At 73.0% G+C, this 13,290-nt stretch carries 9 protein-coding genes; 6 read left to right on the top strand and 3 right to left on the bottom strand.

Annotated elements, in window-relative coordinates:
* Positions 1–108: 108 nt before the first annotated feature.
* The 5 genes from AB0E88_RS17950 to moeZ all read left to right on the top strand — a co-directional run bounded on the left by AB0E88_RS17950 (position 109) and on the right by moeZ (position 6,203).
* Positions 109–1,842: a DUF3492 domain-containing protein gene (locus tag AB0E88_RS17950; RefSeq protein ID WP_361631281.1), complete on the top strand. Its 1,734-nt coding sequence runs from the start codon at positions 109–111 to the stop codon at positions 1,840–1,842.
* Complete coding sequence (locus tag AB0E88_RS17945; protein ID WP_361631279.1) at positions 1,839–3,158, top strand: hypothetical protein; 1,320 nt, start codon at positions 1,839–1,841, stop codon at positions 3,156–3,158. Before AB0E88_RS17950 ends, AB0E88_RS17945 begins: the two co-directional genes overlap by 4 nt.
* 106 nt (positions 3,159–3,264) lie before the next feature.
* Entirely contained in the window at positions 3,265–4,224 is a 960-nt protein-coding gene (locus AB0E88_RS17940; RefSeq protein ID WP_361631277.1) for an NAD-dependent epimerase/dehydratase family protein, read from the top strand.
* Positions 4,212–4,961, top strand: a complete 750-nt coding sequence (locus tag AB0E88_RS17935) for a spherulation-specific family 4 protein (protein ID WP_361631275.1) — start codon at positions 4,212–4,214, stop codon at positions 4,959–4,961. Before AB0E88_RS17940 ends, AB0E88_RS17935 begins: the two co-directional genes overlap by 13 nt.
* Before the next feature lie 63 nt (positions 4,962–5,024).
* Positions 5,025–6,203 (top strand): adenylyltransferase/sulfurtransferase MoeZ, encoded by a 1,179-nt coding sequence (gene moeZ / locus AB0E88_RS17930; RefSeq protein ID WP_361631273.1) that lies wholly within the window; start codon positions 5,025–5,027, stop codon positions 6,201–6,203.
* Positions 6,204–6,295: 92 nt separating this feature from the next.
* Here moeZ and AB0E88_RS17925 read toward each other — a convergent pair whose 3' ends face one another.
* The 3 genes from AB0E88_RS17925 to AB0E88_RS17915 form a co-directional block, all read right to left on the bottom strand.
* Positions 6,296–7,927 carry a serine hydrolase gene (locus tag AB0E88_RS17925; protein WP_361631271.1) on the bottom strand — a complete coding sequence of 544 codons (1,632 nt, stop codon included), beginning with the start codon at positions 7,925–7,927 and terminating at the stop codon, positions 6,296–6,298.
* Positions 7,928–8,105: 178 nt separating this feature from the next.
* On the bottom strand, positions 8,106–9,650 hold the full coding sequence (locus tag AB0E88_RS17920) for an alpha/beta hydrolase (RefSeq protein WP_361631269.1): 1,545 nt from the start codon (positions 9,648–9,650) through the stop codon (positions 8,106–8,108).
* Positions 9,651–9,777: 127 nt separating this feature from the next.
* Positions 9,778–12,648 carry a lysylphosphatidylglycerol synthase domain-containing protein gene (locus AB0E88_RS17915; protein ID WP_361631267.1) on the bottom strand — a complete coding sequence of 957 codons (2,871 nt, stop codon included), beginning with the start codon at positions 12,646–12,648 and terminating at the stop codon, positions 9,778–9,780.
* 186 nt (positions 12,649–12,834) lie between these two features.
* On the opposite strand from AB0E88_RS17915, the gene AB0E88_RS17910 reads away from it, so the two are divergent.
* A complete protein-coding gene (locus AB0E88_RS17910; RefSeq protein ID WP_361631265.1) occupies positions 12,835–13,239 on the top strand; it encodes an MGMT family protein in 405 nt (134 codons plus the stop codon).
* Positions 13,240–13,290 lie beyond the last annotated feature (51 nt).

Below are 13,290 nucleotides of genomic sequence, written 5' to 3'. Positions count from 1 at the left end.
CGCGACGGACGGTTGTCCGTCGCGCCACCGCCTTGTCCGCATACGTTCTTCCCGCTGCGAGCCGCCGGACCAACGGCGGCTCCCCACACGGAGATCGGGGGTGTACGCGTGCGCATCGGACTGGTCACGGAGGGTGGCTACCCGTTTCTGAACAGTGACGCCGGGCCGTGGTGCGACCGGCTCGTGCGCGGGCTCGGGCAGCACGAGTTCGACATCTACGCGCTCAGCCGCAGTCGGTGCCAGGAGGACGAGGGCTGGGCTCCGCTGCCGCCGCAGGTCAGCAGGGTGCACGTGGCCCCCCTGTGGACGGCCGAGGACGACGGCGTGACCCACGGGCGCCGCGCGCGCCGGCGGTTCACCGAGTGCTACGGCGAGCTGGTGGCCGCGATCTGCGCGGAGCCGTCCGCCACCCCGGCGCACGCCTCCGAGGCGGTGCACGCCCCCGAGGCGGACCGTTTCAGCAACGCGCTGTACGGTCTCGCCGACCTCGCCCGTGACGAGGGCGGCCTGGTGAGCGCGCTCCGCTCGGAAGGGGCGGTACGCGCCCTGGAACGCGCCTGTCGCGCGCCCGGCGCACTGCGCACCGCACGGGATGCCCGGGTGGCGGATCTCCTCACCGTCGCCGCCCACCTGGAGAGCGCCCTGCGCCCCCTCTCCCTCGACTGGTACGACGACGCCGGGCTCGGCTCGGCCGACGTGTGCCACGCCGCCTCCGGCGGCCCGGCCGCCCTGACCGGCCTGCTCGCCGGCCACTTCTTCGGCGTACCCCTGCTGGTGACCGAGTACGGCGTGCGGCTGCGCAGCCACTATCTGGCGCCCGGCCCCGGCCCGCAGGCCACGCCCGTCGCACGGGCCCTGCTCGCCGCCTTCCACGGGCGGCTCGCCACCGAGGTCTACCGCCGGGCCGCCTGTGTCACGCCCGGCAACGCGCACGCCCGCCGCTGGCAGGAACGCTGCGGCGCCGACCGGGACAAGCTGCGCACCGTCTACCCGGGCATGGACGCGAGCCGCTTCGCCGAGGTGGGCGAGGCGCCGGATGCCGCCGACCCCGGCACGCTGGTGTGGGTCGGCCGCATCGAACCGGCCAAGGACCTGGTGTCGCTGCTGCACGCCTTCGCCGAGGTCCGCAAGGAGGAGCCGGGCGCACGTCTGCGGATCGTCGGCCCGCCGGCCGGCGCCGAGGGCGAGGCCTACCTCGCGCACTGCCGGGCGCTCGCCGCCCAGCTCTTCCCGGACGAGGCCGCCGGACTGCACGCCGTCGGCGACAACCCCGTCTCCTTCGAGGAGATCGGCGGCCCGGAGCTGCCCCTCCTCGCGGACGCCTACGCCGCGGGCGCGGTCGTCGTGCTGTCCAGCGTCGTCGAGGGCTTCCCGATCGGGCTCGTCGAGGCCATGTTCTGCGGCCGCGCGACCGTCTCCACGGACGTCGGCGCGGTCGTGGAGGTGATCGGCGGCACCGGTCTCGTCATACCGCCGCGCAACCCGCGGGCGCTCGCCGAGGCGTGCGTGGCACTGCTGCGCGACCCCGAGCGCCGTGCGCGCCTGGGCGCGGCCGCACGCGCGCGTGCGCTGGAGCTGTTCACCGTCGAGCAGAACGTGGCGGCATTTCACGGCATTTACCTGGAGCTGGTCTCCCGCTGCCCGGTCAACCGCGTCGTCCTCGACGACACCGGTGAGCCGCTGCCGTTCGGCGTCCCGGCCGAGGCGCACGTGCCGGGCCGCTGGACCGACTCCGGCGCCCGCGTGGTGGCCCGCGGCGGCCCCGGCTGGGCCACGGCACCGGTACGGGCGGCGTCCCGGGCGGGCACCGCGCCGGTCCCGGCGGGGGAGGCGGCGCGATGAGCGACACCGGAGAGTTCGACCGCCCGGGGACACCCGGCAGCCCCGGCGCGTGGGACACGCGGTCGGCGCAGCTGCTGGACGAGGACGGGACGCAGATGTCGGGCGACGGCATGCGCGGAGCCCGGAGCGCCCCCCCGGCCACGGCGCGGCCGGACCCGAGGGAGCGCCCCGCCGTCCCCTCGGCCACCGCCGACCGCAAGGCGCCCGCCCCCCGGCGCGGAGCGGCGGACCCGGTCAAGGCCCTGATGCACCGGCACCGTGAGCTGTGCGAGCGGGCCGTCGACCCCCTGGAGATCGCGGCCGGTCTGGAGGCGCACGGCGTCACCGACCGCACCGCCGCCCGCTTCCGTCACCGGGACGTCTTCTCCCTCGCGGAGGAGATGTACGCGCGCGTGCCCCGCACCGGCGACACCCCCGCCCCACCCCCGGCCGTCACCGCGCCGGAGCGGCCGCGCACGGCCTGGCTGCTGCTCTCCCTGCTGCCGGGCACTCTGTGCGCCGCGACCGTGGCCGCTCTGCGCCTCACCGACGGCCGCGCCCGCCTGTACGTCACCCTGGCCGGCGTCCTCGCCATGGCCGCCGCACTGCGGGCCGTCCTGCGCCGGGGGCCGCTCGGCGCCCCGCACCGCCCCCACCAGGGCGTGCGGGCCGCGGGCACCCGCGCGTGGACCTGCTGGCTGCTCGCCTACGCCGCACTGGGCGACGCCCTGCTGTCGGACGCCGTCACCGGGGGCCCCGACGGCCTGCCCGACGGCACCGCCGCAGGCGCGTGGCCCCTCGCCGCCGCCCCGGTCCTGGCGCTCGCCCTGGCCTGCGCTCCCGCCGCCTGGTGCGCCCACCTCCTCTCGTCCCGCGCCCGCCGCGTCCTCGCCGCCAGCCGCGGCCTGGAGGAGTTCGCCGCCGCCGTACGGCCCCTGCTGCTCGGCGTCTTCGCCCTCTTCCTCGCCGCGCTCACCGCGCTGCTCGCCCTGAGCGCGGCGGTCCTGGGCGAGAGCGCCGGGTACGCCCAGGCGCTCACCCTCGGCGCGCTGCTGCTGCTTGCCCGGCTCCTGACGACACACGGTGCGACGCGCGCCCCCGGGATGGTCCTCGCCGTCACCGCGGGCTGCGAGGCCGCCGTCCTGGCCGTGGTCTTCACCGCCCGGCTGCCCGGCTGCGGCCTGCTGGCCGCCCCGGTCGAGGCAGTCGTCGACGCCCTGGGACCCGGCGGCGTTCCCGCCCTGCTGTGCGGGGCGGCCGCACTGACCCTGCTGATCCACGCGACCCGCACCCTCACCCGGGCCTCGGCCCACGCGCGAGCGGACCACCACCGGTGAGCCGCCGGCAGCCCACCCCCCACCGGGCCGCACGTCATCGCAACACCCCTGAAGGAGAAGACCAGATGATCACCTCCCGCGAGGACTCGGCCCGGGGAGCCGCCCGATGAGGGTCCTGCTGATCGGAGCCAACGGTTTCCTCGGCCGCTTCGTCGCCGACCGCCTGCTCGCCGACCCGGCCGTCCAGCTCACCGCGCTCGGCCGCGGCGACGACGCCGACGTCCGCTTCGACCTCGCCAGCGGCAGCCCGGGCGCGCTCACCCGCTTCCTCGACGCCGTGCACCCCGGAGTCGTCATCAACTGCGCCGGCGCCACCCGCGGCGGCGCCCGCGACCTGACCCGGCACAACACCGTCGCCGTCGCCACTGTCTGCGAGGCCCTGCGCCGCAGCGGCTGCGGCGCCCGCCTGGTGCAGCTCGGCTGCGGCGCCGAGTACGGCCCCAGCCAGCCCGGCTCCTCCACCGCCGAGGACGCCGTGCCGCGCCCGGGCGGCCCGTACGGCGTCAGCAAGCTCGCCGCCACCGAACTGGTCCTCGGCTCCGGCCTGGACGCCGTCGTCCTGCGGGTGTTCTCGCCCGCCGGGCCCGGCACCCCGGCCGGCTCCCCGCTCGGCCGGCTCGCCGAGGCCATGCGCCGCGCCATGCAGTCCGGCGACGGCGAACTCAAGCTCGGCGGCCTCGGCGCGCAGCGGGACTTCATCGACGTCCGCGACGTCGCCCGCGCCGTGCACGCCGCCTCGCTGTCGGCCGCGCAGGGTGTCATCAACATCGGCTCGGGCCGCGCCGTGCGGCTGCGCGACGCCGCCGCGATCCTCGCCCGGGTCGCCGGATACGGCGGCGCGCTGCACGAACTGGACGGCCCGCCCGGGCCCCTCAGGTCGACGATCGGCCACCCGCGCGCCGACTCCGACCACGTGGCCCCGGTCGCGTACCCGTACCCCGACGGCTGCGGCAGCTGGCAGCAGGCCGATGTGCGCACCGCCCGCGACCGGCTGGGCTGGCGGCCGCGGATCAACCTCGAGGAATCCCTCGCCGACATCTGGATGGAGGCGGCATGCCGCATCTGACCAGCCCGACAGCGGGCACCGCCGGCACCGTCCTGCACACCGGCCTCGGCCTGCCCGGCCTCGCCCACCCCCTGGTCGCACCGGCCGAGTGGGGCGAGCTGACCCGGCCCGGCACGCCGCTGCACTGGGTCGTCCTCGACGTCGCCGACGGCCCCGGCGCCCGCCCCGACCCGCACTGCCTGGCGGCCGCCGGCCGGCTGCGGAACGCGGGCGTGCGCGTCCTGGGCCGCCTGGACGCCACGCGCCCGGCCGGCGATCTGCTCGGGGACGCCGAGCGCTACCTCGACTGGTACCAGGTCGACGGCTTCCTGCTGCACCGCTGCCCCGTGGACCGCGCCGACCTCCCGGCGGTGCGGCGCGCGGTCTCCGCGCTGCGCGCCCGGCGTGACGACGCGCACATCGTCCTGGACCACGGCACCCACCCGTACCCCGGCTACGCCGAGAGCGCCGACCAGCTGGTGACCTTCAGCGGCGCCTGGAGCGACTACCGCTGGTCGCAGGCGGCCGAGTGGACCGCGGACTACCCGCCGGAGCGCTTCTGCCACTTCGTGCACGGTGTGCCGCACCCGCACCTGGAGGAGGCGCTGCGCATCTCCCGCTGGCACGGCGCGGCCACGATCTGGTTCACCGACCGCGTGGCGGGCGGCGGCCGGGGCCGCGAGACGGACGCGTGGACGACGATGCCCGGCTTCTGGGACGACATCGTCTCGCGTATCGGAACAGGTGTCTCGGAATGAAAAAGACCATGGCACTGTTACGGGGAGAACAACCGTAGTGATTGACCGACCAACGGAGTCCCCGTGTCGTTGCCACCCCTGGTCGAGCCAGCAGCTGAGCTCACCGTAGACGAGGTCCGCAGGTACTCCCGCCACCTGATCATCCCCGACGTGGGGATGGACGGGCAGAAGCGGCTGAAGAACGCCAAGGTGCTCTGTGTGGGCGCCGGCGGCCTGGGCTCGCCGGCGCTGATGTACCTGGCCGCCGCGGGCGTCGGCACGCTCGGCATCGTGGAGTTCGACGAGGTCGACGAGTCGAACCTGCAGCGCCAGATCATCCACAGCCAGTCCGACATCGGCCGCTCCAAGGCCGAGTCCGCGCGTGACACGGTCAAGGGCATCAACCCGTACGTGGACGTGATCCTTCACGAGGAGCGGCTCGAAGCCGACAACGTGATGGACATCTTCAGCCAGTACGACCTGATCATCGACGGCACGGACAACTTCGCGACGCGTTACCTGGTCAACGACGCGTGCGTGCTGCTGAACAAGCCGTACGTGTGGGGTTCGATCTACCGCTTCGACGGCCAGGCCTCCGTCTTCTGGTCGGAGCACGGCCCCTGCTACCGCTGCCTGTACCCGGAGCCCCCGCCCCCCGGCATGGTCCCCTCCTGCGCCGAGGGCGGCGTCCTGGGCGTGCTGTGCGCGTCCATCGGCTCCATCCAGGTCAACGAGGCCATCAAGCTCCTCGCGGGCATCGGCGAGCCGCTCGTCGGCCGCCTGATGATCTACGACGCCCTGGAGATGACCTACCGCCAGGTCAAGGTCCGCAAGGACCCGAACTGCGCGGTCTGCGGCGAGAACCCGACCGTCACCGAGCTCATCGACTACGAGGCCTTCTGCGGCGTCGTCTCCGAGGAGGCCCAGGAGGCGGCCGCCGGTTCGACGATCACTCCCAAGCAGCTCAAGGAGTGGATCGACGACGGCGAGAACATCGAGATCATCGACGTCCGCGAGCCCAACGAGTACGAGATCGTGTCCATCCCGGGCGCCCGTCTCGTCCCGAAGAACGAGTTCCTCATGGGCACCGCCCTCGAGGGCCTCCCGCAGGACAAGAAGATCGTCCTGCATTGCAAGACGGGTGTCCGCAGTGCGGAAGTCCTCGCGGTTCTGAAGTCCGCGGGCTTCGCCGACGCGGTCCACGTCGGCGGCGGCGTGATCGGCTGGGTCAACCAGATCGAACCGCACAAGCCGGTGTACTGATCACGGCTCTCGCCCAGCGGCGAGGCTGACGAAGCCCACGGCTCCGACCTTGTCGGACGCCGTGGGCTTCTGTCGTGGGAGGGCCAGGAGGTTCAGCGGGTGAAGGTGCCGAGGCCGCTTTCGTTCAGATGCTCGATGGTGATGCTCGTGGCACGCCCCGAGCTCGTGTGGAACGTGACGCCGGACAGGCCGACGGCGTTCTCCCCCTGGGTCTGGTAGCTGAAGGTGTCGCCCGTGTAGTGCTTCAGGGGGAACGTCATCTTCTTCGGACCCAGGGTCATGCTCAGGTTGCCTTTGCCGTCGCCGGAGACGGTGACCGGGCCGTAGTAGTCGTTCGCGTAGGTGCCCGTGTAGGCGTCGTCGGGCTTGGCCGGGGTGGCGTTGCCCGGTGGCTTGGCGTAGTTGGTGGGGGAGGCGGCCGCGTAGATCGTGGCCGTCACGATCTTCCGGAAGAAGGGCAGCCAGTCGACCGTCTGCTTTCCGTTCTGGGCGATGTCGAGGAACGCGGCGTTGATCGCCTCGGGCACGCCGATGGGCTGTCCGTTGGTCAGTGCGACCACGCCGAGCCGCTCGCCGGGAAGCATGTCGACCTCGGTCGCCGCGCCCAGCGCGAAGCCGCCGGAATGGCTCAGCCGCAGCCGTCCGCGCTGGTCGTAGCTGACGTTCCAGCCGAGCCCGTAGAAGCCCGGCTCGCCGGCCGGGGCGCGTGGGGGACCGGAGACGGCGTGGGGGACGCGGGTCTCGTCCAGGGCGGCCGAATCGATCACCTTCTTCCCCTCGAACGTGCCGTTGTTCATTTGGAGGCGCATCCACTTGGCGAGGTCGTCGATGGTGGAACTCGCCCCGCCCGCGGGCGCCTGCCGGTCGGCGTTCTCGGTGGTGGAGGGCTTCCAGTGGCCGTCGACCAGCACATGGGCCGACGCCTTGTCGGCGGCCTTGTCGTAGTCGGCGCGCCGGTAGCTGGAGTGATCCATCCCCAAGGGTTCGAACAGAGTCGTCGTCGCCAGCTGCGGCCAGCTGGTCTTCGCCGCGTCGGCCACCGCCTCGCCCGCCGCCGTGAGGCCGTAGTTGGTGTAGGCGTAGCTTGCCCGGAAGGGGGTCAGGGGCTCAAGCCGCAGGTGCTGCAGGATGTAGTCGAGCGGGTAACCCAGGTCCTGGAGCAGGTCGCCCGCGTGGTCGGGCAGGCCGGTGCGGTGCGAGAACAGGTCGGCGACCGTCGCGTTCGCGCTCACGTACGGGTCCTTGAACGCGAGATCCGGCTCGTGGGGACGGACCGGATCGTTCCAGCCGATGGCTTTGCGTCCCACGGCCCCGGCGACGACGGTGGACGCCAGCGGCTTGGACACCGACGCCAGCTGGAAGACGGTCGAGGGGTCGACCTTGGCGCTCTTGCCCAGCTCGCGGACGCCGAAGCCCTTGCGGTAGACGACCTTGTCCTGGTAGACGACGGCCACGGCGATGCCCGGTACCCCGGTCTGCCGCATCGCGTTCTCCACCAGGCCGTCGAGCCGGCTCACCGCGTTCTTCACCTGGTCCTGCGTCAACTGGGGCGGCGGTTGCTCCGGCGGCGTCGGCGCGAGCGACGCGGTGGCGGACGGACCGCCGGTCGTGGCGTCCGTCCTGTCGCTGCACCCCGACGCGGCGAGCCCCAGCAGGCCCAGCGGCACCACTGCCACGCCCACCCGGCTCTGCCACGACAGCCTTCTGCGGCTTCGATTCGCCATGATTCGGTTCCCTCGCGTTCACAGGCCCCCTGGCGCGTGGTCGGCGCCCGCTCCATCCTCGCCACAGTGGTACGGCGCGGCACTCGGGGCTCGGCAAGTGGGTGAGGGACCGTCACCGGGCGGCCTGCTCGCCGACAGGTCCTGCCGGCTCAGGAGCAGACGGTGCCGGCCGGTGGACTCAGGAGCAGACCGTGCCGGCCGGTGGCACCTTCCCGTCCAGCAGATAGCCGTTGACCGCGGACTGCACGCATTTGTTCTTGCTGTCGTACGCGCCGTGCCCCTGCCCCTTGTACGTCAGCTCCACTCCGACGCCCTTGCCGAGGGCGTCCACCATCTTGCGGGCCCCCTCGTACGGCGTGGCCGGGTCGCCGGTGTTGCCCACGACGAGGATCGGGGCCGCGCCGGGTGCGCTGACGTCGGGGTGGTCGGCGGCGCCGGGCACCGCCCAGTCGGTGCAGCTGACCATGCCCCAGGCCAGGAAGTCCCCGAACAGCGGTGAGGCGGCCCGGAAGGCGGGCAGCTCCTTCTGCACGTAGTCGGCGGTGTAGCGCGCTTTGTCGTCGGCGCAGTTGATGGAGATGTTGGCGGCGGTGATGTTGCTGTACTCACCGTTCTCGTTGCGTCCGTTCATCGAGTCGGACAGGGCCATGAGGATCCTGCCGTTGCCGCTGTAGGCCTCCTGGAGTCCCTCGGTGAGGTACTCCCAGAAGTCCTTGGAGTACAGGGCCTGCGCGATGCCGTTGGTGGCGGCGGTCTGGGTCAGCTGGCGGGGGAAGATGCCCGGGATCGGCTTGCGGTCGAGGTCCCTCAGCAGTTTGGCGATGCGGTCCTTGACGGCCTGCGGGGTGTCCCCGAGCGGGCAGTCCTCCGTCTTGGAGGTGCAGTCCTTCGCGAAGTTGTCCAGGGCGAGCTGGAACCCCTTGGCCTGGCCGAGCGCGCCCTGCTCGGCGTTCTGCGTCGGGTCGACGACCGCGTCGAACACGGCCCGTCCGACGCGCCGGGGGAACAGGTGGGCGTAGACGCCGCCCAGCTCGGTGCCGTAGGAGATGCCGAAGTAGTACAGCTTGGCGTCGCCGAGGACCTGGCGCATCAGGTCCATGTCGCGGGCCGCGTCCGTGGTGCGCACATGCGGCAGGACACGCTTGGAGTTGTGCTCGCAGGCCGCGTTGAAGTCCTTCGTGTTGTCGAGGTACGTCGTGCGCTCGGCGGAGTCGTCGGGGGTGGCGTCCTGCTGGAAGTAGGCGTCCAGCTGCTCGTCGTTCTCGCACTTGACCGGCGCGCTGCGGCCGACCCCGCGCGGGTCGAAGCTGACCAGGTCGAAGCGGGTGCGCAGGGTGGCGTAGTCCTGGCCGAAGGCGGGCAGCGTGGTCACGCCGGAGCCGCCGGGGCCGCCGAAGTTGAAGAGCAGCGAGCCGATGCGCCGGTTCTGCGGGCCGCTGGTCCTGGCCCGGATCAGCGCGATGCCGATCGTGTCGCCCTTGGGCTTGGCCCAGTCGAGGGGGGCCTTCATGGTCGCGCACTGCCACTGGCCGCCGTTCGGCAGCGCAGAGGGGGCATTGCCGCCGCCTTCCGCCTGCGAGGGGGCGGGACAGTCCTTCCAGCTCAGCTTCTGATCCGTCAGGTCCTCGTCCTTGGTGTCGTCACCGCAGGCCGTCAGGGCTGCCGACAGCAGCAGGGCGGTGGCGGTGAGGGCGGCGGCGCGCAGCCGGAAGGGGTTGGGCATGATCCCATGGTGCGGGCACGTGCGCCCACGCGCGCGGGGCGCGGGCCGTTGGGGGGACGAGAGGCCGGCATGCCTGCCTGCGGGGCTTCGCAGAGTCCGGCGCGGTCCGCTCCGGCGTCCGCCGGGCCTACAGCGCTCCCTTGCGGGTGAGCTGGTTGAACGCCAGCCAGCCCGGCAGCACCGGAAGCCACAGCGTGAGCAGCCGGAACAGCAGCACCGCGGGGGCGGCGACCTCCTTGGGCAGCCCGACGGCGATCAGGCCCAGCGTCAGGGACGCCTCGACGGCGCCCACACCGCCCGGGGTGGGCGCGGCCGAGCCGAGCGCGTTGCCGGCCAGGAAGACGACGGCGACGCTGGCGATGCTCAGCGAGGCCGAGCCGTCGCCGAAGGCGCGGATGGAGGCGTCCAGGCACATCACGAAGCAGGCGGTGAGCAGCAGCATGCCGCCGATGCCGGTGACGAGCTTCTGCGGTCGCTGCAGCACGTCCAGCATGCGCGGGATGACGCCCGCGAACAGCGACCGCACGCGCGTGACGATGAACTTCCGCAGGAACGGCACCGACGTCACGACGAGGACGAGGACCGCGACGGTCAGCAGACCCGCGATGACCGTGCGGGACGGCGACAGCGAGGGCGTCTTCTCGGTGCCCGTCAGATAGCCGAACGACAGCAGCATCAGGATGTGCGCGCCGAGCCCGAACAGCTGCGAGGCGCCGACGCTCGCCACCGCGAGCCCGGGCCGCACACCTTGGCGCTGCAGGAAGCGGGTGTTCAGCGCGACGCCGCCGACCGCGGCGGGCGCGACGATCTTCACGAAGGACCCGGCGACCTGCGCGGCCACCGTCCGCGGGAAGGGCACCCGCTCGGGAACGAAGCCCAGCAGGCTCATCGCCGCGGCGACGTAGCTCAGCGCGGAGAACAGCACGGCCGCGGCGACCCAGCCCCACTGGGCGTTGGCCACGAGCGGCCCGAACTCGATGTGGGTGAGCTGGGTGAGCAGGAAGTACGCGCCGATGGCGCCGGCGATGAAGCTGATCAGGGTGCGCGGCCGCACCCGCTCCAACCGGGCGGGCTCGACCGGCGCCTGCGGCCTGATCAGCAGCACTTCGTGCCGGATCTGGCTGAGCAGATCCTCCTCGCGGGCCTCCTCGCGCGCCTCCTCCAGCGCCTCGTCGACGGCCCGCTTCTCGGCCCGCGCATGCGCCCGGACGGCCTTCTTGTCGGCCATGTCCGGCAGGGTGGCGTCCTCTTCGTGCGCTTCGGCGCGGGCCTCCTTGGCGTGCTTGGCCGCCGCCAGGACCGCATCGCGCTCGCGCTGGGCACGCTCGCGTGCCAGTCTGCGCAGCGTCGCTCGCGTGGAGCGGGTCAGCGCGATCGGCTGGAGCATCGGCAGACAGTCGGCCACGGTGTCGGGGCCGAGGACGCTCACCGCGGAGGCCACCGCCCGCTCGGCCCCGACCCGCAGGCCCAGTGTGGTCACGAGCTGGGCGACGTCCATGCGCAGCAGCAGATCTCCGGCCGCGATCTCGCCGCCGCGCAGGTCGGTGAGGATCACCTTGCCGGAACGATCCACCAGAATCGCGTCACCGGCGAGCCTGCGGTGCGCGATGCGCCGCGACTGCAGGGCGCGCAGCTGGTGCCAGGCGTTGAGCAGCAGCTCGTCGGTGATCTCCTCGTCGGCCAGCGAGTCCAGCGTGCGTCCGCCGGTGTGCTCGTAGACGAGCATGACGGCGTCCGGGCCGAGCTCGGAGGTGGCGATCAGCTTCGGGGCGTTGGCGCCCGCGGCGATCGCGGCATAGGCGAGCAGCGCCTCCTGCTCCAGTGCCTGGCGCAGCGACTGCAGGCTGCTGCGGGTGGCGAAACCGCGCAGCGTCAGATTGCGCCAGGCGCGGTAGAAGAAGCCCTGGGCCTGCTGTTCGCGGTCGACGACCGTGACGTCCAGCGGCGGGCCGTCCTCCAGGGTGACGAAGTAGCGCCGGCCCCGGTCGCCGTTCTCGGCGGTCTCGGGCGCCTCCTCGCGGGCGGCGCTGACCGGGTGGAAGCCGACGGTCCGCAGGCCGGCCATCAGGGTGCGGCCGGTGGGGCGGACGTTGGGCGAGCCGACCGCGTACAGGGTGCCGTAGGCCACGGTCCAGCCGATGAGCACCGTCAGGATGATCGAGAACGGCGTCGTGTAGCCCGTGACCAGCATCGAGAAGGCGTCGAGGAGCAGCACGATCCACAGCACGGCCCGCCAGCGCGGCCTGCGCGACATGCCGACGGCGGTCATGTAGGCGATGACCGGGGCGAGGTAGCCGTGCACGGGGTCGGTCAGTGCGTGGATGTTGCCGGGGGAGGGCTGGGTGAGCGCCTCCTGGATGGAGTCGGGGGCGGCCTTGGCGACCCACAGGTCGGTGGCCAGCGTCACGCCGTGGGCGAGGACGGCGGCGAGGACACCGTCCGCGATGCGCAGCCCGTCCCGCTTGATCAGCCGCTCGATCGCGAACGCGACGGGCACCAGCAGGATCGCGATGCTGGAGACCAGACCGGCGATCTTGATCAGCAGATCGGGTGCCTGTCCGGTGCCCTTGTTGATGTCCTGTTCGAGGCCGGAGGTGGTGCCGTGGGCGAACGCGGCGATGCCCAGCAGGACGATGACGGCGAGCACGCCCACCGCCAGCCGCATGAGGTCGGAGGGGCGGTGCACGCGCGCGGGGAGCAGCGGTTCGTCGCCCTCCACCTCGTCGATGTGCGTCACGTCACCTGCCTCGTCACCGCCGCGCGAGGCGTCCGGGGCGCCCGCCTTCTTGCTGTGCCGCACGGGCCGGTCGCCGTCCGCGGGTTCGTCGTCCTTGCCGGTGTTCGCGCGCTGGGGGCCCTCGCCGGCGTTCACGGGCTCGGTGCCCTCGCCGGTGGGCGCGGGCTCCCCGCCCTGGTCGCCGCTGTCGCCGGTGTCCGGGCGCGACGCAGCGTCAGAGGTGCCCTCCGCGTCCCCGGGGTGCACGCCCTGCTGCTTCATCGCCTCTTCTTGATCTCGTATCACCGGTCACCGCCCGCACGATGGTGGCATGCCCCACTGACACACGGGGGCATCAGGGTGCAGATGCGGCGGCGCACAGTCTGCCGGAAGCGGCGTCTGCGGGCGAGGGTCACCCACCGTGTGGAGTCGGTCACGCTGTCGGTGGGGTGGTGCAGGATGGGACGAATGAGCGAGCAGAGTCTGCCGGACGACGCCCGTGCGGAGTACGCCGCCGCCCGCCCCGAGGACGCCGGCGCGCTCCCGGAGTACGCCGAGCGGGTCCTCGAGGTCGCCGAGCTGATCCCGCCGGGGCGCGTCATGACGTACGGAGATGTCGCCGAGTGGCTGGAGGAGGGCGGCCCCCGCCAGGTCGGCCGGGTGATGTCCCTGTACGGCGGCGCCGTCCCCTGGTGGCGCGTCGTGCGGTCCGACGGGGTGCTGCTGCCGGGGCACGAGCAGCGGGCGCTCGCGCACTACCGCGCGGAGGGCACACCGCTGAAGCAGGCCAGCCGGGCCGCGCAGGGCCATCTGCCGCGCCTCGACATGCGACGCGCGCGGTGGGACGGCGGACGCGCTGACGCTCACATCTGACAGCTTCCGCCATGCCGACCGCCCCCGTGTGACATGTGACCCGTATGGGTG

It is taken from the genome of Streptomyces sp. NPDC028635 (assembly GCF_040637635.1).
Taxonomy (GTDB): Bacteria; Actinomycetota; Actinomycetes; order Streptomycetales; family Streptomycetaceae; genus Streptomyces.
Note: the sequence above shows the minus strand (reverse complement) of the source record. Positions and strands in the feature narration are given on the sequence as shown.

Coding starts and splice junctions, on each gene's coding strand:
- AB0E88_RS17945 (WP_361631279.1), top strand. CDS start 1,839: ATGAGCGACACCGGAGAGTTCGACCGCCCGGGGACACCCGGCAGCCCC.
- AB0E88_RS17940 (WP_361631277.1), top strand. CDS start 3,265: ATGAGGGTCCTGCTGATCGGAGCCAACGGTTTCCTCGGCCGCTTCGTC.
- AB0E88_RS17935 (WP_361631275.1), top strand. CDS start 4,212: ATGCCGCATCTGACCAGCCCGACAGCGGGCACCGCCGGCACCGTCCTG.
- AB0E88_RS17925 (WP_361631271.1), bottom strand. CDS start 7,927: ATGGCGAATCGAAGCCGCAGAAGGCTGTCGTGGCAGAGCCGGGTGGGC.
- AB0E88_RS17920 (WP_361631269.1), bottom strand. CDS start 9,650: ATGCCCAACCCCTTCCGGCTGCGCGCCGCCGCCCTCACCGCCACCGCC.
- AB0E88_RS17915 (WP_361631267.1), bottom strand. CDS start 12,648: ATGAAGCAGCAGGGCGTGCACCCCGGGGACGCGGAGGGCACCTCTGAC.
- AB0E88_RS17910 (WP_361631265.1), top strand. CDS start 12,835: ATGAGCGAGCAGAGTCTGCCGGACGACGCCCGTGCGGAGTACGCCGCC.